General features: G+C 73.4%; 16 protein-coding genes and 1 riboswitch. Of the genes, 7 read left to right on the forward strand and 9 right to left on the reverse strand.

The window, feature by feature from the left end; translation table 11 throughout:
* Window positions 1–140: 140 nt before the first annotated feature.
* Window positions 141–4,724 carry an ATP-dependent helicase gene (locus tag EG812_RS10570; protein WP_126711474.1) on the forward strand — a complete coding sequence of 1,528 codons (4,584 nt, stop codon included), beginning with the start codon at window positions 141–143 and terminating at the stop codon, window positions 4,722–4,724.
* A gap of 29 nt (window positions 4,725–4,753) precedes the next feature.
* On the opposite strand, the gene EG812_RS10575 is transcribed toward EG812_RS10570, so the two are convergent.
* Window positions 4,754–5,332 carry a hypothetical protein gene (locus EG812_RS10575; RefSeq protein WP_013732214.1) on the reverse strand — a complete coding sequence of 193 codons (579 nt, stop codon included), beginning with the start codon at window positions 5,330–5,332 and terminating at the stop codon, window positions 4,754–4,756.
* A gap of 146 nt (window positions 5,333–5,478) precedes the next feature.
* Here EG812_RS10575 and EG812_RS10580 point away from each other — a divergent pair, with 146 nt between their 5' ends.
* Together EG812_RS10580 and EG812_RS10585 are read left to right on the forward strand one after the other, a co-directional pair.
* Window positions 5,479–6,315, forward strand: a complete 837-nt coding sequence (locus EG812_RS10580; protein WP_126711475.1) for an SAM hydrolase/SAM-dependent halogenase family protein — start codon at window positions 5,479–5,481, stop codon at window positions 6,313–6,315.
* A gap of 49 nt (window positions 6,316–6,364) precedes the next feature.
* Window positions 6,365–6,607, forward strand: a complete 243-nt coding sequence (locus tag EG812_RS10585) for a CPCC family cysteine-rich protein (protein WP_013732212.1) — start codon at window positions 6,365–6,367, stop codon at window positions 6,605–6,607.
* A gap of 82 nt (window positions 6,608–6,689) precedes the next feature.
* Here EG812_RS10585 and EG812_RS10590 read toward each other — a convergent pair whose 3' ends face one another.
* On the reverse strand, window positions 6,690–7,886 hold the full coding sequence (locus EG812_RS10590; RefSeq protein ID WP_126711477.1) for a DUF8814 domain-containing protein: 1,197 nt from the start codon (window positions 7,884–7,886) through the stop codon (window positions 6,690–6,692).
* 111 nt (window positions 7,887–7,997) lie between these two features.
* Here EG812_RS10590 and EG812_RS10595 point away from each other — a divergent pair, with 111 nt between their 5' ends.
* The gene (locus tag EG812_RS10595) at window positions 7,998–8,792 is read left to right on the forward strand and encodes a DNA-formamidopyrimidine glycosylase family protein (RefSeq protein ID WP_126711478.1); all 795 of its coding nucleotides are present in this window, start codon (window positions 7,998–8,000) and stop codon (window positions 8,790–8,792) included.
* 196 nt (window positions 8,793–8,988) lie between these two features.
* Window positions 8,989–12,630, forward strand: a complete 3,642-nt coding sequence (locus EG812_RS10600) for a hypothetical protein (RefSeq protein WP_126711479.1) — start codon at window positions 8,989–8,991, stop codon at window positions 12,628–12,630.
* Between the two features lie 63 nt (window positions 12,631–12,693).
* Here EG812_RS10600 and pspM read toward each other — a convergent pair whose 3' ends face one another.
* From pspM to EG812_RS10635, 7 genes are all read right to left on the reverse strand, one after another.
* Window positions 12,694–13,476, reverse strand: a complete 783-nt coding sequence (gene pspM / locus EG812_RS10605; protein ID WP_126711480.1) for a phage shock envelope stress response protein PspM — start codon at window positions 13,474–13,476, stop codon at window positions 12,694–12,696.
* Window positions 13,477–13,498: 22 nt separating this feature from the next.
* Window positions 13,499–14,362, reverse strand: coding sequence for a PspA/IM30 family protein (locus tag EG812_RS10610; protein WP_013732207.1), 864 nt, complete (start codon window positions 14,360–14,362; stop codon window positions 13,499–13,501).
* Window positions 14,363–14,558: 196 nt separating this feature from the next.
* Window positions 14,559–15,011: a helix-turn-helix domain-containing protein gene (locus EG812_RS10615; RefSeq protein WP_013732206.1), complete on the reverse strand. Its 453-nt coding sequence runs from the start codon at window positions 15,009–15,011 to the stop codon at window positions 14,559–14,561.
* Between the two features lie 125 nt (window positions 15,012–15,136).
* Entirely contained in the window at window positions 15,137–15,664 is a 528-nt protein-coding gene (locus EG812_RS10620) for a CinA family protein (protein ID WP_126711697.1), read from the reverse strand.
* Between the two features lie 102 nt (window positions 15,665–15,766).
* On the reverse strand, window positions 15,767–16,360 hold the full coding sequence (gene pgsA, locus EG812_RS10625) for a CDP-diacylglycerol--glycerol-3-phosphate 3-phosphatidyltransferase (RefSeq protein WP_043720008.1): 594 nt from the start codon (window positions 16,358–16,360) through the stop codon (window positions 15,767–15,769).
* Between the two features lie 53 nt (window positions 16,361–16,413).
* Window positions 16,414–17,892, reverse strand: coding sequence for a 30S ribosomal protein S12 methylthiotransferase RimO (gene rimO / locus EG812_RS10630; protein ID WP_013732203.1), 1,479 nt, complete (start codon window positions 17,890–17,892; stop codon window positions 16,414–16,416).
* A 113-nt stretch (window positions 17,893–18,005) separates the two neighbouring features.
* On the reverse strand, window positions 18,006–18,935 hold the full coding sequence (locus EG812_RS10635; RefSeq protein ID WP_126711481.1) for an ornithine cyclodeaminase family protein: 930 nt from the start codon (window positions 18,933–18,935) through the stop codon (window positions 18,006–18,008).
* A gap of 93 nt (window positions 18,936–19,028) precedes the next feature.
* Window positions 19,029–19,094, forward strand: a riboswitch (guanidine-III (ykkC-III) riboswitch).
* A gap of 57 nt (window positions 19,095–19,151) precedes the next feature.
* Here EG812_RS10635 and EG812_RS10640 point away from each other — a divergent pair.
* Both EG812_RS10640 and EG812_RS10645 read left to right on the forward strand, forming a co-directional pair.
* Window positions 19,152–19,466 (forward strand): DMT family transporter, encoded by a 315-nt coding sequence (locus EG812_RS10640; protein WP_013732201.1) that lies wholly within the window; start codon window positions 19,152–19,154, stop codon window positions 19,464–19,466.
* Between the two features lie 82 nt (window positions 19,467–19,548).
* The gene (locus EG812_RS10645) at window positions 19,549–19,776 is read left to right on the forward strand and encodes a hypothetical protein (protein ID WP_013732200.1); all 228 of its coding nucleotides are present in this window, start codon (window positions 19,549–19,551) and stop codon (window positions 19,774–19,776) included.
* The last annotated feature ends 42 nt before the right edge of the window (window positions 19,777–19,818 follow it).

Consider the following 19,818-nt stretch of genomic DNA (forward strand, 5'->3'; position numbering starts at 1 on the left):
GTTACTTTATGTTGCCTGTCACAAGCAAGCAGTTAAGTAAGACTTAACGGATTAAGCGCTCAAACAGCGATGAGCCTTTTAATAACCCCCTAATCTCCTCAGTTTGCCCCCGGCGCCGGTCCGCGGATGTCGGTGCCTCGGTGCAGGATGGGCTGGTGGACTCCAGCGCAGCACCGACGGGCGACTCGACGCTCCCCCGTTTCGGTGCGGCGACCCGGGAATGGTTCAGCGCCGCCTTCGAGGCGCCGACGGCCGCCCAGGCGGGTGCCTGGACGGCGGTCGCCGCGGGCCGCAACGCTCTGGTCGTGGCGCCGACCGGGTCCGGCAAGACCCTCGCCGCGTTCCTCTGGTCGCTCGACCGGCTGGCCCGCGAGCCCGCCCCGGCCGATCCCCGACACCGGTGCCGGGTGCTCTACGTCAGCCCGCTCAAGGCGCTCGCGGTCGACGTCGAACGCAATCTCCGCACCCCGCTGGCGGGCATCCGGCAGGCCGCCAGCCGGCTCGGGCTACCCCCGCCGGAGATCACCGTCGGGATGCGTACCGGCGACACCCCGGCCGACGAACGCCGGGCCTTCGCCCGTACCCCACCGGACATCCTCATCACCACCCCGGAGTCGCTGTTCCTGCTGCTGACCTCGGCGGCACGCGACTCGCTGCGCGGCGTCGAGACGGTGATCGTGGACGAGGTGCACGCGGTGGCCGGCACCAAACGCGGCGCGCACCTGGCGCTGTCCCTGGAGCGGCTCGACGAGCTGTTGCCGGCGGCGGCGCAGCGGATCGGGCTCTCCGCGACGGTCCGACCGGTCGACGAGTGTGCCCGGTTCCTCGGCGGTGCCCGCCCGGTCGAGGTCGTCGCCCCGATCAGCGCCAAGACGATCGAGGTCAGCGTCCAGGTGCCGGTGGAGGACATGACCCACCTCGACGAGGCACCAGCCCCCGGGGACGAGCTGGGCGGTCCGCGCACCGCGTCGATCTGGCCCGCTCTGGAGGAGCGCGTCTACGCCCTGATCCAGGCCCACCGTTCGACAATCGTCTTCACCAACTCCCGCCGCAGCGCCGAGCGGCTCTGTGCCCGGCTCAACGAACTCGCCGCCGAGCAGCCGGTGGGCGAGTCGCCGACGGCACCGACCGGCGCCCACCGCACCCCGGCGCTGATGATGGCTCAGGCCGGTGCGGTGACCGGCGCCCCGCCGGTGATCGCCCGGGCGCATCACGGCAGCGTCTCCCGGGAGGAACGCCGGCACATCGAGGAGTCCCTCAAGGCGGGTCAGTTGCCCGCCGTGGTCGCCACCTCCAGCCTCGAACTCGGCATCGACATGGGCTCGGTCGACCTGGTGGTGCAGATCGAGGCACCGCCGAGCGTCGCCGCCGGTCTGCAGCGGGTCGGCCGGGCCGGGCACCAGGTCGGCGCGGTGTCGCGCGGCGTGGTGCTGCCCAAGCACCGGGGCGACCTGCTCTCCTGTGCGGTGGTCGCCGAGCGGATGAGCGAGGCCACCATCGAGGAGCTGCACCATCCCCGCAATCCGTTGGACGTGCTCGCCCAGCAGATCGTCGCGATGGTCGCGCTGGACCAGTGGCGGGTCGGGGACCTGGCCGCGGTGGTGCGCCGGGCGGCACCCTTCGCCGAGCTGCCCGACTCGGCCCTGCACGCCGTGCTCGACATGCTCTCCGGGCGCTACCCGTCGACCGCCTTCGCGGAGTTGCGTCCCCGGCTGGTCTGGGATCGCGCCACCGACGTGCTGACCGGTCGGCCGGGCGCGCAGCGACTCGCGGTGACCAGCGGCGGCACCATTCCCGACCGAGGGCTGTTCGGCGTCTTCCTGGCCGGCGCGCAACGCGCCGCCCGGGTCGGCGAGCTGGACGAGGAGATGGTCTACGAGTCCCGGGTCGGCGACGTCTTCCTGCTCGGCTCCTCCTCCTGGCGGATCGAGGAGATCACCCCGGACCGGGTGCTGGTCTCCCCCGCGCCCGGGCAGGCGGCCAAGATGCCGTTCTGGAAGGGCGACCAGCCGGGCCGCCCGGTGGAGCTGGGCCGGGCGATCGGGGCCCGGATCCGGACCCTGCTGCGTCACGGCGACGAGCAGGCCACGGCGGCGCTGCGGGCCACCGGGTTGGACGACTGGGCCGCCGGCAACCTGCTGGCGTACCTGCGCGAACAGCAGGCCGCGACCCGCGCGTTGCCGGACGACCGGACGGTGGTGGTCGAGCGGTTCCGCGACGAGCTGGGCGACTGGCGGCTGGCCGTGCACAGCGTCCTCGGCGCCCGGGTGAACGCACCGTGGGCGCTGGCCGTCGCCCGTCGACTCGGCGAACGCCACGGCCTGGACGCCCAGGTCCTGCCCTCCGACGACGGCATCGTCGTACGCCTGCCGGACACCGCCGACAGCCCACCCGGCGCCGACGTGGTGGCCTTCGATCCCGACGAGATCGCGCAGCTGGTGGAGGAGTCGGTCGGCACCTCGGCGCTGTTCGCCGCCCGGTTCCGGGAGTGCGCGGCGCGAGCGCTGCTGCTGCCCCGCCGGGACCCCCGCCGCCGGCAGCCGCTGTGGCAGCAGCGGCAACGCGCCGCGCAACTGCTCGACGTCGCCCGCGAGTACGCCGACTTCCCGGTCACCCTGGAGGCGGCCCGGGAATGCCTCCAGGACGTCTTCGACGTGCCCGCTCTGGTCCAGGTGATGCGCGACCTCGCCGGCCGCCGGGTACGCCTGGTCGAGGTGGAGACGCCCCGACCGTCGCCGTTCGCCCGCTCCCTGCTCTTCGGGTACGTCGGCGCCTTCCTCTACGAGGGCGACGCCCCACTCGCCGAGCGCCGGGCCGCGGCCCTGGCCCTGGATTCGGCCCTGCTCGGTGAGCTGCTCGGCCGGGTCGACCTGCGCGAGTTGCTCGACCCGGCGGTGCTCACCGAATCCGAGCGGCAACTGCGCTGGTTGACCCCACAGCGCCGACCCCGCGACGCGGAGGACGTGGTCGAGTTGCTGCGCCAGCTCGGCGACCTGAGCGCCGAGGAGTTGGCCGAGCGTGGCGTGCCGGTGGCGTGGCTGACCGATCTGGCGGCCGGCCGCCGGGTGCTGCGGGTCCGCATCGCCGGGCAGGACCGCTGGGTGGTGGTGGAGGACGCCGGTCGGCTGCGGGACGCGCTCGGGGTGGCGCTGCCGGTGGGGGTGGCGCAGGCGTACCTCGAACCGGTGGCCGACCCACTCGGCGACCTGGTCGCCCGGTACGCCCGCACCCACGGTCCGTTCCCGGCGGCCAGTTGCGCGGCCCGGTTCGGCCTGGGGGTCTTCGTGGTGGAGCAGGCACTGCGTCGACTGGCCGCCACCGGGCGGGTGGTCTCCGGCGAGTTCACCCCCGACAGCGTCGGCACCCAGTGGTGCGACGCGGAGGTGCTGCGTCTGCTGCGCCGCCGGTCCCTCGCGGCGCTGCGTCGGGAGATCGAGCCGGTGCCGCCCCGCGCGCTCGCCACCTTCCTGCCCCGGTGGCAACAGGTCGGCTCGTCGGCCCGGGGCGTGGAGGCGGTGGCCGCCGTCGTGGAGCAGTTGCAGGGCGTGTCGGTGCCGGCGTCGGCGCTGGAGCGGCTGGTGCTGCCGGTTCGGGTGGCCGACTACTCTCCCGCGTTGCTCGACGAGCTGTGCGCCAGCGGCGAGGTGCTGTGGGCCGGTGCCGGTGCGATCGCCGGCGGGGACGGCTGGGTCACGTTGGCCTACGCCGACGTCGCGCCGCTGCTGCTGCCCCCGCCGGACGACGCACTGGCGCGTACTCCCCTGCACGACGCGGTGCTCGACGCCCTCGGCGACGGTCAGGCATTGTTCTTCCGGGCGCTGTCCGACCGGGTCGGTGCCACCGACGACGCCGAGTTGACCACGGTCGTCTGGGATCTGGTCTGGGCCGGGCACCTCACCAACGACACCCTGGCGCCGCTGCGGACGGTGCTCGGCGGTGGCGGCGCGCACCGGGCCCGACCGGCGGCAACACGCGGCCGCTACCGACGCCCGGGGCGGGTGGCGCTGCCCAGCCGGGGCGGTCCACCGACGGTGGCCGGTCGGTGGTCCCGGTTGCCGGAACGCGACGTCGACCCGACGCGGCGGGCCGCCGCCCTGGCCGACGTGCTGCTGGAACGACACGGCGTGCTCACCCGGGGGGCGGTCGTGGCCGAGCAGGTGTCCGGTGGCTTCGCCGCGGTCTACCCGGTGCTGGCCGCGCTGGAGGAACGCGGTGCCGCCCGACGTGGCTACTTCGTCGACGGGCTCGGCGCGGCACAGTTCGCCGTGCCCGGCGCGGTGGACCGGATCCGCGCCCTGGCCGAGCCGCTGGACGCCACGCCGGCCCGGGGTGGCCCGGCCGTGGTGCTGGCCGCCACCGACCCGGCCAACCCGTACGGTGCGGCGTTGCCCTGGCCGGAACGGGTGGTCGACTCCGGCGACGCGGCGGCACCGGCCACCGGCCACCGGGCCGGCCGCAAGGCCGGTGCCCTGGTGGTGCTGGTCGCCGGTGACCTGGTGCTCTACGTGGAGCGGGGCGGGCGGACCATCCTCTCCTTCACCGACGACGCCGACGCCCTGACCGGTGCCGGAAAGGCCCTGGCCGACGCCGTCGGTTCCGGCGCGTTGGGACCGATCTCGGTGGAACGGGCCGACGGCGAGGCGGTACGCACCTCCGCGCTGCACGACGCGCTCACCGCCGCCGGTTTCCGGGCCACCCCACGCGGCCTGCGCCTGCGCGCCTGATCCCACCGGCGGCGGGGTCGCCCCCGCGCTCAGCGCAGGTCGGCGAGGACCTTCTCGTAGCGCGGTCGCTCGGCCTTCGGCGTCGACGCCTTCAGGTAGTTCAGCACCACCGTGCCCTTGCGGTACGAGACGCCGTCCCACAGTTCGGCCATGTCGGTGGCGCTGCCCTCGTCCGGGAACACGTACACCGCGATGCCGTCGGTGACGACCAGTTCGGAGCAGCCCAGCCCGAGCCCGTCCGGCCCGCACTCGTCCGAGCGGTCCCGCGAGTTGGCGACCTTGAGCCCGGCGGCCCGGAACGCCGCGATGACCTCCCGGGCGCTGGGCGCGTCCGCCTGGCGGGGCGGCAGCTCGATCGGCGGCGGGCTCAGCGGCAGCTTCGGCGAACTGCTCTCGGTGCTCGCCTCGTCCGACGGCGCGCCAGTGGACTCGGGTCCGGCGGCGGCGGTGGCGGTGGCTTCCGGGCTGGGCGGCGGCGGCGCGGTGCTGTCGGCCGACGTTACCGTCGGGGCGGCCGTGGACGGCCGATCCGGGTCATCACCGCAGGCGGTGAGCGCAACGGTGGCCGAGAGCAGGACGACGGCGGGCAGAATCTTCCGGTAAGTCACTCCTGGCAGTCTGCCGAACCCTCCGGTTCCCGGGCAGTGGCCGGTCGGTCAGTGCGCCTGTCGCCTATCCGCTATGGCGGGCGCTGCCCGGCCGGATGGCGGGCGCTGCCTGCGGGGGCCGGTCGCCGCACGTACGATCCGATGCCGTGACCAGTCGTACGCGCACCACCGGGTCGGCCGAGGTCGTCTCGCTGACCACCGACTACGGTCTGGCCGACGGTTTCGGGGCGGCCTGTCACGGGGTGATCGCCCGGCTCGCGCCGACGGTCCGGGTGATCGACGTGACCCATCTGGTGCCACCGGGAGACGTCCGGCGGGGTGCGGCGGTGCTCGCGCAGACCGTGCCGCACCTGCCGGTCGGGGTGCACGTGGCGGTGGTCGACCCGGGTGTGGGCACGGCCCGCCGGGGCATCGCGCTGGCCACGCCCGAGGGCCTGCTGGTCGGGCCGGACAACGGTCTGCTGCTCGACGCCGCCGCCGCGCTCGGCGGGGTGACCGGAGCGGTGGAGTTGACCAACCCACGGTGGCAGGCGGATCGGGTCTCGGCGACCTTCCACGGTCGGGACGTCTTCGCCCCGGTCGCGGCCCGGTTGGCGGCGGGTGGCGCGCTGGCCGACGCAGGCCGGGCCGTCGATCCGTCGACGCTTATCCGGCTGCCCGACCCGGTGGTCGAGGTGCTACCGGACGGCTTCACCGCCGAGGTACTGACGGTGGACCACTTCGGCAACGTGCAACTGGCCGCTGCGGCCGAGTTGCTGTTGCCGCTGCCGGACCGGGTCCGGATCCGCCGCGTGGGCGAGGAGGGCTGGGAGCGTACGGCGGTGCACGGTCGTACCTTCGGCGACGCCCCGACCGGCGCCCTGGTGGCGCACGCCGACTCGGCCGGCCGGGTCGCCTTGTCGGTCAACGGCGGCCGGGCCGCCGAGCTGCTCGCCGTCACTGCCGGTACGCTGCTGCGGATCGATCGACTCGCCGGCTGTTGACCGGCCCGCTGCCACACGCACGAAACGTCCACTGTGGAAGGCTGTCGGAGTGGAAGAACGCTGGGTGCCTGCCGCCTGTCCCTGCTGCGCCTCCCGCACCGGCGGCGGCACCTGTCCGGTCTGTTTCTGGACCGACGACGGGCAGGCCGACGCCGACGCCGACGTGGTACGCGGCGGGCCGAACGGCGACCTGAGCCTGACCATGGCCCGGCTCAACTTCGCCGTCTACGGTGCCTGCCACCCCCGCTACCAGGATGCGGTACGCCCCCCGCGGCCCGAGGAACTGCCCTGACCACAGGGCGAGCCGTAGCGGCGCCCAGCGGGTGCGAGGCGGGCCGGTGCCGCCTGACACCGGCCCGCCTCGACGCACCGGTTCAGCAGCGCGGCACCGTCCCGCCCCAGACCGTCGAGATGTACGCGTGGCTGACGAACTGCCCGCTGGCCAGCCGGTTCCACCGGTTGGTGGTGCGGTACGGGCCGGTCACGCTCTGCCCGGTCACGTAGCACTGGATCGGCACGTTGGCGTACTGGGCGGCCAGGCCGCGCGTCGCGTAGCTGGTGCCGGGGCCGCTGCGGATGTTCAGCGGTCCGTCACCGACCACACCCCGAGATCCGGTACCGGTCCACAGGTACGCCACGTCGACCCAGGCGTTCGTGGTCAGTTGCAGCCCGTCCCAGAAGGTGCCGTCGGCCAGGTCGATGCCGGCCGGGTTGAGCACCACCCGACCGAACTGGTCCCGTCCCCCGTTGTAGCCGGACTGGTAGGCGGCCTGCGCCTCCGGCCGACCCTGCGGCAGGTCCTTCCAGTTCTCCCGGACCGCGCTGGGGTTCCAGTAGTCGTCGCGGGTGTTCCACGGACCGACGTCCCAGACCGGGGCGTACTCGCATCGGCTGCCGGTGGTGGTGCAGACCCGGACGGTGTAGTCGCCGCTGTTGCGGGGTGACAGACCGCGCCGCGACGGCAGGGCCACGAAGTGGTCGCGGGCCACCACGACGTGCCCGTTCGCGGTCGTGTTGCCGACCAGGCCGATCCGGGTCGCGTACACCCGGTAGGTGAGGCCCGGGGTGGCGGCGGTGACGGCGACCCGGTCGGCGGTGAGCCGGACGGCGCGGACCTCGGCGGTCGCGCCGGACCGGCTCGCGGTGAGCACCACCCGGGCCTGCACCTGGCGGACCGGGCTGTCGAAGACGGCGGCCGGGACGGCGTCGCGCCATTCGGTCCAGCCGTGGGCCCGCCAGCCCCGGACCTGGACCGTCGCGGCGGCGCCGGGCCGGGTGGTGACGGTGACCTCGGCGCGGACCCGGGTCGCCGGTGCGGCGAGGGTACGCGCGGAGGTCACCAGCATGCCCTCGGCGACGGCGCTACGCCGTGCCGGGGCGGCGGGTGGGCGGGCGTCGGCCAGTCGCAGACCGGCCCGGGTGTGCCGCACGTTTACGTCGTCTGTGTCGACGACCGACAGATCGGCCTGCCACCGGTCGGTACGGGCGGCGGATGCGGATGCGGGGTGCAGGGCCACCGTGAGCACGGCGGCCATGGCGAGCGAGAGGACGGGGATGCGGAGATAATTCATGGGCAATCCTCCAGATATTTCCCCAATCCTGCCTAGGTACGCAGATCAACGAGAAGTGCGATACAGATAGCGATACACGCGAATTGCGCTCGGTCGGGGGATAATGCCGGGATGCCCGAGGGTGACACCGTGTGGAACACCGCCCGCGTCCTGGCTCGCGCGCTCACCGGGGCCCGGCTGACCGGCAGTGATTTCCGGGTGCCCCAACTGGCCACCACGGACCTCACCGGGTGGCGGGTGACCGACTGCGCCAGCCGAGGCAAGCACCTGCTGATCCGGCTGGACGAGCCGACCGACGCAGCACACTGGACGCTGCATTCGCATCTGCGCATGGACGGCACCTGGCGGGTGTACGCCCCGGGAGAACGCTGGAGCGCCCGCCCGGCCCACCTGATCCGGGTGGTGCTGTCCACCGCGACCTCGACCGCCGTCGGCTACCACCTGCACGAGGTGGCGCTGGTGCCGACCACCGAGGAGCATCGGCTCGTCGGGCACCTCGGCCCCGACCTGCTGGGGACGGACTGGGACCCGCAGGAGGCGGTCCGCCGGCTGGCCGACCGACCGGCCGAGAGCATCGCCGAGGCACTGCTGGACCAGCGCAACCTGGCCGGGGTCGGCAACCTCTACAAGTGTGAGCTGCTGTTCCTGCGCGGGATCAACCCGCGCACCCGCGTCGCCGACGTGCCCGACCTCGCCGGCCTGATCACCCTGGCGCACGACCTGCTCGCCGCCAATCGGGGACGGTGGACGCAGAGCACCACCGGGTCGCTGCGTCGCGGCCAGACCAGTTACGTGTACGGGCGACGGGCCCAGCCGTGCCGGCGGTGCGGCACCGCGATCCGCAAGGAGGAACTGGGTGAGCGGGTCACCTACTGGTGTCCCCGCTGCCAGCCCGCCCCGACCTGACCTGGTCGGACCGGCCGTTGTCGGGGTGGCGGGCGACAACACGCCGGATGAGCAGCAAATTGACACGATTGGGTACTTCCTTAACCGGCAGGTCACGTCGCATGCTGCGGTTGAGCGCTCACGGATAGTCAACGCAGCGCGATGTGGCCGACCACGTCGGGGTGGTGGCCGCCGCGCCCCGATCACCGGGAGAGCCATGGCCGTGTTCCGTAGACTCCGGTCGACCTGGCTCGACCGTGCCACCCGCAGTGACCGAAGCTCGTCCCCGACCGTCCCCAGTGCTCGCACCGGCCCGGCGGCGGTCACCGACGTCACGGCCGTACCCGAAGCGGCCGGCACCCCCGCACCGGCGAGCCTGGACCCGGCGGCGGCACCACGCTGCTTCGGCCCGGTGCCGAACCACGCCTACAGCCCCCTGCCGGCCCTCGACTCCACCGGCGCGGTGGTGACCGGCACCGGCATCCGCAAGTTCGTCGACCCACTGCCCGGCCTCGGCGCGTTGGGGCGTACCCCCCTCGGGGCGGAGCTGCCCGTCGCGGTGCCGGACACCATCAGTCACCCCGGCTGCGACTACTACGAGATCGGGCTGACCGAGTACACCCAACGGCTGCACCAGGACCTGCCGGCGACCCGGCTGCGCGGCTACCGACAGCTGAATCTGGGCACCGACAGCGACGGTCACAACACCGTCGCCCCGCCGTCGCGTGCGTGGCACCTCGGCCCGGTCGTCCTGGCCCGCCGGGGCCGACCGGTGCGGATCAAGTTCATCAATCAGCTGCCGGCCGGCCCGGCCGGTGAACTCTTCCTGCCGGTGGATCCGACCGTGCCCGCAGCGGGCGAGGGTCCGCTCGGCGGCCCGGCGCCGTACCCGCAGAACCGGGCGGTACTGCACCTGGCCGGGGCGCACACCGGTTGGATCAGCGCCGGCAACCCGTACCAGTGGATCACGCCCGCCGGTGAGATCACTCCCTACCCGACAGGCGTCGGCCTGACTCCGGTGCCCGACATGCCGCCGCCGGGGCCGGGTGCCACCACGCTCTACTACCCGAACGAGCAGAGTGCCCGGCTGCTGTGGTTCCACGACAACACCGTCGGACTGTCCCGGCTGACCATCTATTCCGGACAGATAGCGCTGTTCCTGCTCACCGACGAGGCGGAGGATCGGCTGGTCGCCGACGGGGTGCTGCCCGACGAGCAGTTGCCCCTCGTCTTCGAGGACAAGACTTTCGTACCGGACGACGCCCAGCTCGCCGCGCAGGACCCGACCTGGGACCGGCACCGTTGGGGAGCCCGGGGCAGCCTCTGGCACCCGCACGTCTACCAACCCCGACAGAACCCGTACCAACCCGACGGCCGCAACCCGACCGGCCGCTGGGACTACGGCCCGTGGTCCCGTACCGTGCCGGCTGCCGGGTCGGACGCGGCGGCGGTGCCCAACCCGCGCCACGACCCCGTCACCGAGCCGGACGAGCCGCCGGAGATGCCGGGCGTGCCGCATCCCAGCGCGGTGCCCGGCACGTACGGCGACACCGTGCTGGTCAACGGCGCCGCCTACCCGTACCTGGAGGTCGAACCCCGGGTGTACCGGTGGCGGATCCTCAACGCCTGCACCGACCGCTGGCTCAACCTCCAGCTGTACCGGGCCGGCTCGGACGAGCCGATGTGGACGCCCGAGGGTCAGCTCGTCGACGCCGACGCCGGTGAGGTGCCGATGGTCGACGCGGTACGGGCACCGGGGCGTCCGGCGGGCTGGCCCACCGACGGTCGACCCGGCGGGGTGCCCGACCCGGACGCCGGCGGACCCGAGCTGATCCGGATCGGCAACGAGTGCGGCCTGTTGCCGGCCCCCGTGGTGATCCCCAACCGGCCGGTCGGGTTCCGCTACGACCGACGGGATCCGGCCGTGCTCAACGTCGACGGGCACGCGCTGCTGCTCGCCCCCGGTGAACGGGCCGACGTGCTTGTGGACTTCGCCACCGTCGCCCCGGGCAGCACGCTGATCCTCTACAACGACTGCCCCGCGCCGTTTCCCGCCTTCGACCCCCGCTACGACCACCACACCGGCGCACCCGACCGTACCGCCGAGGGTGGCGCGCCGCCGTCCGTCGCCGGCTACGGCCCGAACACCCGGACCCTGCTGCAGATCCGGGTGGCGGGCACCCCGGCCACGCCGTACGACCTCAACCGGTTGCGCGAGCGGCTACCCACCGCGTACGCGGCCAGCCAACACCCCCCGATCGTGCCCGACCCGGCGTACGACCCCTGCTACGGCACCGTCACTGCCGGCGCGACCCGCATCCCCGTGCACGCCACCAGGGTCGATTTCACCCCCGCCGGTGCCGCCGCACCGGCTGCCCTGCCGCTGACGGTCAAGGCGGTCCGACAGGTCTTCGAGCCCGAGCACGGCCGCCTCACCGGGCGGCTCGGGGTGGCGCACCCGCACGCCGGGCCACGCACCGAGACCGTCCTGCCGCTCGGGCCGACCGACCCCGCCACCGAGGTGCTGCACGTCAGCGACCCGGCCGTGCCGGTCGGCGCGCCGGGCGACGGCACCCAACTGTGGCGGGTACGCGGCACCGGCCGCCAGAGCCACCCGGTGCGTTTCGACGGGCTGGACGTGCAGGTGGTCGGCCGGGTCGGGCGCGACGGCGCGATCCGTCCCCCGTATCCAGGGGAGCTGGGCTGGAAACAGATCGTCCGGGTCGACCCCGGCGAGGACGTGATCCTGGCGCTGCGCCCGGAGGCACCGCCCCTGCCGTTCAAGATCGGTGACAGCGTACGGCTGCTCGATCCGACCCGGCCGGTCGGTGAGCCGGTCGGGTCCACCCCCGTCAGTCCGCTGGACGGGCGACCGGCCTCGGTGGTCAACCAGTTGGTCAACCTGGGCTGGGAGTACCGCTGGTGCAGTGGCGCGGGCGGGCACCGCGACCAGGGCATGAGCCGCCCTCTCGTGGTACGCGTGTCACCCCGGGCACCCAGCGGGCTGACCGCCACCGCCGCGCCCGGCTCGGCGACCGCCCTACCGGCGATCAACCTGACCTGGACCGGCAACGGCAGCCGCCCACCGGCCACCAGCCATCTGCTGCAACGCGCCACCGACGCGACGTTCACCAGCGGGCTGACCGAGCTGACCGTGGCGGCCACCGCGACCCGGTACACCGACGCCACAGTCACCCCCGGCGTGACCTACCACTACCGGATCCGGGCCGAGAACGCGGTCGGCTGCTCGGCCTGGTCGAACAGCATCCCGGCCTCGGTGCAGCTCACCGCGCCGACGAAGCTGTCCGCGGCGATCCCACCGGCCGCGCCGCTGCGCGTCGCGCTGCGCTGGGCCAACCGGTCCTTCGCCACCGGCATCGACGTGCAGCGGGCCACCAACCCGACCTTCACCAGCGGGCCGGGCACCACCGCCATCGGCGTCGGCGACCATCACCTCGACCCGGCGGTCGCCCCCGACACCACCTACTACTACCGGGTACGCACCACCTACCTGGGTGCCGCCTCACCCTGGTCGACGGTGGCCACGGTGACCACCCCACCGGCGCCGGGGGTACCGACCTCGGTGAGCGTGGCCACCAGCACACCCGGCCCGGACACGGCGACGGTGATGTTGAGCTGGGCGGCGAGCACCCCCGCCAGCCAGGGCGCGGGCTTCACCGTGGAACGGGCCCTCGACGTCGCCTTCACCCGCGACCTGGCCACCTTCACCGTCACCGGCCGAGGCTTCACCAACACCGGCCTGGCCCGAGGAGTCACCTACCACTACCGAATCCGCTCGTTCAACGTCGTCGGCACCTCTCCCTTCACCCCACCCCTCCCCATCACCACCCCCGAATAACCCTCCTGTGTTGATCAAGAGGTTTGGTCTGGACCCGTCGCTCTGGAGACCAAAACCTCCTGATCAACGGGGCATTCCGGGGGTGGGGTGGGGGCGGAGTTCGGAGAGGGCGGAGGCGAAGCCGTGCAGGAGGTCGGTGGCCTCCGTGAGGCGGGTGGCGGCGGGGTGTTCGAGTTGGGGGCGGTACTCCTCGGCGAGGTAGCCGGCGGCGGCCACCACCAGACGCTCGTACGCCGTCACGCCGGCCTCCAGTTGGCCGGTGAGCGCCTGGTGCGCCTCGGCCAACGGTGGCCGGGCGTCGGCCGGCGCGAGGCGCAGGGTGCGCTCCACGCTGGCGACCCGGTCGGCCAGCTCACGCAGGGACTGCTCGGCGACGCTCGCCTCCGCGACCGCCGGCTCGGCGAGACCGGTGAGTCGGTCCGTCATCCCGGCCATGGTGGTGGCGGCCCGGTCCAGCCGTTCCCACGGACCGGCGGCGCTGGTGCCGCGCAGTGCGGTGCGGGTACGGACCCGGCGCACCTCGGCCACCACCCCGGCACCGGCGGGCAGCCGTTCCACGGCGGCCACCAGGCGGGCCCGGTTGCGGGCGGCGGCCTGGGCCGGATCGAGGGCGGGCGGAGCCGGCTGGGCGGCCAACGCCCGCAGGTCCACCCAACGCCAGGCGGCCAACGCGGTGGTGGCGCCCGCAGCGGCGGCCCAGACCGCGTCGGCCAGCCCGATCCCGGCGTACGGAGTCAGAATGACCGTCGCGCCGCCGAACCCACCGGCCAGGACGCTCCACCGACGCGCGGAGCGGCGCAGCTTGCCCAACCGCCGGAAGTACCGGGTGCGTTCGTCTGCTGCCACCGTGGCCTCCTCGATCCCCCGCTCAACCAGCGGCGCTGGTGTCCCCGGTGCCCCGGTCCCGATTCATGGTCGCCCTGATCTCGTCCAGTCGGGCGACGGCCGGGTCGGCGGTCGCCGGCTGCGGAGCGCCGACCGCGCCCTGCCCGGTGCCGGCACCGAGCTGCTCACCGGCCATGCTCGCCCGGATCTGGTCCAGCCGGGCGGTGCCGGCGGTGTCCAGGGTGGCCTTCTGGATCTCCAACATCCGCCCCTCGGCCGAGTTGCTGGCCAGCTCGGCACGGCCCATGGCGTTGGCGTAGCGCCGCTCGATGCGGTCGCGGACCTCGTCCAGGCTGGGCGTCGTGCCGGGCGCGGTGAGCGCCGACATCGACTCCAACGACGCGGCCACGCTCTCCTGCATCTTGGCCTGCTCAAGCTGGCTGAGCAGCTTGGCGCGCTCGGCCAGCTTCTGCTGGAGGATCATGGAATTGTTCTCCACCGCCCGGCGGGCCTGCCCGGCGGCGGCGAGCGCCTGATCGTGCAGCGTCTTCAGGTCCTCCGCGGCCTGCTCGGCGGAGACCAGCTGGGTGGCCAGCGTCTGCGCGGACTGCTCGTAGCGCCCGGCCTCGACCTCGTCACCCTTGGCCCGGGCCTGGTCGGCGAGGACCAGCGCCTGCCGGGCGTTGCTCTGCAACCGCTCGACGTCGGACATCTGCCGGGACAGCTTCATCTCCAGCTGACGCTGGTTGCCGATCACCGCGGCGGCCTGCTGGACCAACGCCTGGTGCTGCCGGTGCGCCTCGTCGATGGCCTGTTGGAGCTGCACCTTGGGATCGGCGTGCTCGTCGATACGGGCGCCGAAGAGCGCCATCAGGTACTTCCAACCCTTGACGAACGGGTTCGCCATCTCCGCGGTATCCCCTCAGTAACGTCGCTGCGCCAGCCCCCATGTCGGGTGGCCCAGCTCGGCCACCGGCGATGGTGGGTCCATCGTCCCAGCCGAGCACCAGCACGACATCCGTACCGGCGACGAGGGGACGTATGCGATCAACCCTACGCGGCGGTCGCCACCGCGACCATCCGCCACTGAGCCCTTCGCGCGTTCAGGCGGCGCAGACCACGTCCCGGTCGGTGCGGTCGGCGGGCCGGACCCGGGTGCTGCGCAGAGTCGCCTTGAGCGGGGACTCCTGACGCACCGAGACCGCGACACCGTCCGCGCTGACCTGGCGTACGGAGCGGTTCGTCGCCGCGCCCACCGTCGCGGTGACCGGGGTCGACTCGGCCGGCTCGTCCTGCATGGGCACGAGCACACCGGGCAACTGCTCGGCGAGCGCCACGGTGTCGCTCACCTCTCGCAGCAACTCGGAGAGGCGGGCGCCCAGCGCATCGCAGATCGCGGCGAGCAGTTCGCTTGAGGGTTCCTTCTGGCCGCGTTCGATCTCGGACAGGTAACCCAGGCTGACGTTGGCCGCGGACGAGACCTCGCGCAGCGTGCGGTGCTGCCCCTGCCGGCGCGCCCGTAGAGCGTCACCGATCACCCGGCGTAGCAGGACCATCGCACCTCCCCTGGGGGACAGAGTACGCCTGACCGTGCGGCCGGGCGGCGGCACCGGCTCCGATCGACGGAGCCTTCCCGCAACCGTACCCGCTATGGGCCGCCACGACATCCCACCCCGCCCGGCTACTCCGCTGCGTAACCGCCGCGGCCACCGCCGCCGGCCGCCGCCGTGACGCCTTCGGAAAGCTGCGCATGCTCGGTGAGCAGCCGCAACGCCTCGGTCACCGAGGCGCCCCGGATCTGGTCCCGCCCGCCGTCGAGGTGCAACTCGCGTACCTCGGTGCCATCGGGGCCGGCGACCGCGACGAAGACCAGCCCGACCGGCTTGCCGTCCTGCGGTTCCGGGCCGGCCACACCGGTGGTGGCCAGGCCCCAGTTCGCCCCGCAGCGCTGCCGCCCACCCTCGGCGAGCGCCGCCGCCACGTCGGCGTCGACCGGGCCACGCTCCGCCAGCAGTTGCGCCGGTACGCCCGCCAGCCACTCCTTCAGCTCGGTCGCGTACACCACCAGCCCGCCCCGGTAGACGGCGCTCGCCCCGGCGATCTCCACGATCGTGGCGGCCAGCAGTCCCCCGGTCAGCGACTCGACGGTGGCCAGGGTCTCCCGCCGCTCGGTGAGGCGGTGCACCACGCCGGCCGCCGCGCGGCCCATCGATCCTTCGGCTTCTCTCACACCCACGACTGGCATCCTTCCCGACCGGACCGGTTCCTACTCGCCACCAGGCGGGATTTCAGCTGGCAGAGGCGGCACGGCTCAGTCGCGAGCGCGTCGCAGCCGCAGGGCCTGGGCGATGTAGTCGAATCCGGTGACGACCGTCACCACGACCGCCGCACCCATGATCCAGGGACCGATCACGGCCAGCCCGTCCGGCATCGGCCACAGGTACCAGACGATGGCCAGGATCTGCAGGGCGGTCTTGACCTTGCCGCCACGGCTGGCGGCGATCACCCCCCGCCGGATCACCCAGAACCGCAGGGCCGTGATGCCGAGCTCGCGAGCGAGGATGAGCCCGGTCACCCACCAGGGCAGCCGGTCGTACCAGGACAGCAGCAGCAGGGCGGCACCGGTGAGCGCCTTGTCGGCGATCGGATCGGCCACCTTGCCGACCGCGGTGATCAGCCCGAACCGGCGGGCGATCCAGCCGTCGACCAGATCCGTCGCCGAGGCGACGGCGAAGATCAGGCAGGCGGTGATCTGCCACCCGGCGTGGGTCATGCCCGAAACGATCACCGAGGCGGCGAAGACCGGTACGAGCAGCAGCCGCAGGGCGGTCAGCCCGTTGGCGGCGTTCACCACCGGCACCCGGGCCGCCACCGGAGCCGGTGTCGACTCGGTCGCGCCGGTCATCGGCCCACGCTCGGGCACCCCATGCTGTCGTTCCCTCTCGTCTCGGCCCGCCGTCACCGTGTCGCGCCGGGCGCCGCCGAGATCATCTCATCCGGCACCGCCAGCAGGTCCACTCCCTCCGTGCCGGTCACGGTGGCCCGGACCAGGTCACCCGGGCGAAGCGCGGCCAGGTCGACGCCACCGTCGTCGGGCGCGACGAGGGTGGTCGAACCATCGACTTCCGGTGCCTGGTGCGCGGCTCGTCCCTCGACGACGTCGCCCTCGATCGAGTCGACAAGCACCTCGACTGTCGTGCCGAGCCGGTCCTCGGCACGCTGCGAGCACAGCTCGTCGGCGAGCGCGCTGAGCTTGTCGTACCGACGCTTGATGGTGGCGGCGGAGACCTTGCCGGGCAGCCCGGCGGCCTCGGTGCCGTCCTCGTCGCTGTAGTCGAACATGCCGATCGCGTCCAGCCGGGCCTCGGTCAGGAAGCGGACCAGTTCGTCGACGTCGGCCCGGGTCTCGCCGGGGAACCCGACGATGAAGTTGCTCCGGGCCCCGGCCTGAGGGTCCAATTCCCGCGCCGAGGCCAGCAGCTCCAGGAACCGGTCGGTGGAGCCGAAGCGTCGCATCCGGCGCAGCACGGGCTCGCTGGAGTGCTGGAACGACAGGTCGAAGTAGGGCGCGACCCCCGGCGTGGTGGCGATCGCCTCGATCAGGCCGGGGCGGGTCTCGGCCGGCTGGAGGTAGCTGGCCCGGACCCGGACGATGCCGTCGATCGCGGCGAGCTGCGGCAGCAGCTTCTCCAGGGCACGCGGATCACCCAGATCCTTGCCGTACGAGGTGGAGTTCTCGCTGACCAGCACCAGTTCACGGACACCGCTCTTGGCCAGCCACTCCGCCTCGGCGAGCAGCTCGTCCGGGGTACGGGAGACGAAGGCGCCGCGGAAGGCCGGGATGGCGCAGAACGCGCAGCGACGGTCGCAGCCGCTGGCCAGCTTGAGCGAGGCCACCGGCCCGCTGTCGAGCCGGCGACGCAGCACCGGGCGCAGATGCGCGGGGGTGTGCTCGTCGACGTCGGCCCCTCGGCCGTGCCCGGGCAGCGACACCGCGCTGTCCCGGCGGGCGACCGGGGTCAACGGCAGCAGCTCACGCCGGTCGCGGGGGGTGTGCGCGGTGAACTCGCGGCCCTCGACCACCGCGTCCAGCCGGGCCGCGATCTGCGGGTAGTCGTCGAAGCTGAGCACCGCCTGGGCCTCGGGCAGGCTGTCGGCCAACTCCCGGCCGTACCGCTCGGCCATGCAGCCCGCGGCGACCACCTTCGCGCCGGTGTCGGCGGCGGCCAGCAGCGTCTGGATGGAGTCCTGCTTGGCCTTCTCCACGAAGCCGCAGGTGTTGACCACCACCACGTCGGCGCCCTCGCCGTCGGTGGTCACCTGCCAGCCGTCGGCGTGCAGGCGGGCGGCCAACTCCTCCGAGTCGACCTCGTTACGGGCACAGCCCAGGGTCAGCAGGGCGACACGGCGACCGTCAGAAGAGGTGGCAGACACCATCCGAGGGTACCGGGCCGCCGCGCCCGGCCCGGCGGGGCGGGCGCGCCGTCCAACGGGTTGGGCACGCTGTCCACCAGGTGGGGCGGGGCGTCCAACGGGTTGGACGGGGCGGATCAGGTCGGGACGGCCGGGGCGAGGGCCCGGACCACCTGGTCGAGCAGGAACACTTCGGTGCCGGCCAGGCCGACCGAGCAGAAGACCGAGACCTGGTTCGCGTCGGTGCGGCCGGGCGCGGCGCCGGCCAGCACCGCTCCCAGGTCGCGCAACCGCGAGGCGTACGGCGCCTCGGCGGCCAGCATCGGTGGCACGTACGCCCCGGCCTGCGCCGGTGAGTCGGTGACCAGCACAGCGGCGGCGTCGAGGAGATCGGTGCCGAATTCGGCCCGGTCGCGCTGTTTGAAGCCGACCGCGTTGACGTGGGTGCCCGGGGCGAGGTCGGCGGCGTCCAGCACCGGTGTCGGGCTGGTGGTGGCGAGCACCACCACGTCGCGGTCACGCACCGCCGCGCGGGCGGTGTCCACGGCACGGGCCGGGACACCCAGCTCGGTGCGGACCCGGTCGGCGAACGTGGTCCGCCGGGCCGCCGAACGGCTGAACACGGTGACCTCACGCAGCGGGCGTACGGCGGCGGCCGCCCAGACCTGGGTCCACGCCTGACCGCCGGCGCCGATCACCCCGAGGGTGCCGGCGTCCGGGCGGGCCAGCGCGTCCACCGCGACCCCACCCAACCCGCCGGTACGCCGGGACCCCAACTCCTCCCCCACGGCCACCGCCCGCACCGCGCCGGTCTGCCCGTCGTGCAGCACCACCACCTGCTCGGCTCCCGGGTGACCGAAGGTGTCGTACGACCGGTAGCCGTACCACTGTCCGGTCAGGTGCCCGGCGGTGAGCACCATCCGGCCCCCGCCCAGCGGCGCGGCGGCCCGGGGCGGGGCCACCAGCCGCCCGTCGTACGCGGCCAGCAGAGCCCGGCGCATGGCGTCCACGGTGGCCGGTGCGTCAAGCGCGGCAGCGACCTGCGGATCGGAGATGAGCAGGGTCATGCCCCCCATCGTGCAACGTCAAGCAAGGTTGAGGTCCACCCGAGGTGATCGGCCTCACCCGAGCCGCGGCTTCCCCCGGTGCTACGGTCGGTCCCGGTGGCCCGCGAGGGTCCCCCGGACGAGTCGTGGGCGTACCCGGTCAGGCCAAGACGCCCCGTGCAAGGACCCGACTCGTCCCGTGCCAGGTGGCCCGGGCGACCGCGAAAGGTGACCCCGATGGCCTGGATCGTGCTGGTGCTCTCCGGACTGCTGGAAACGGCGTGGGCGATCGCCCTGGACCGCAGCGCCGGCTTCACCCGTCCCCTCCCCTCCGCGATCTTCGCGGTCACGCTGGTGCTGAGCATGGGCGGACTGGCGTACGCGCTGCGGGAGATCCCCGTCGGCACCGGGTACGCGGTCTGGGTCGGCATCGGCGCGACCGGTACCGCCCTGGTGGGGATGCTCGCGCTGGGCGAGTCGACAAGCCTGCCCCGGATCCTCTGCCTGCTGCTGGTGGTCGCCGGGGTGGTCGGCCTGAAGATCTACCACTGAGCCTCGGCACCGGGGGCGTGACGAACCGCACCAGTGGGTAGAGACCGGACGGCAGACGCAGACTCACCATCCGGAGGCAGACATGGCCACCAGCACCGTTCGTTCGACCAGCGCCGCCCGCATCTGCACCATCGTGGGCTTCGTGTGCGCGGTTCTCGCGTTGCTGCTCAATCCGATCCTCTTCGGAGTCATCGGTCTGGTCCTCGGTGTCGTCGGCGCGGTGCTCGGCGACAAGCCACTCGGCTGGTACGCCGCCGGCGCCAACGTGGTCGCCATGCTGCTCAGCATGTTGATCCTCAGCGCGCTCTGACCCACCAGCACGACGGGCCCGCCGCAGCACGCGGCGGGCCCG

This window comes from Verrucosispora sp. FIM060022, from assembly GCF_003977705.1.
Lineage (GTDB): Bacteria > Actinomycetota > Actinomycetes > Mycobacteriales > Micromonosporaceae > Micromonospora > Micromonospora gifhornensis.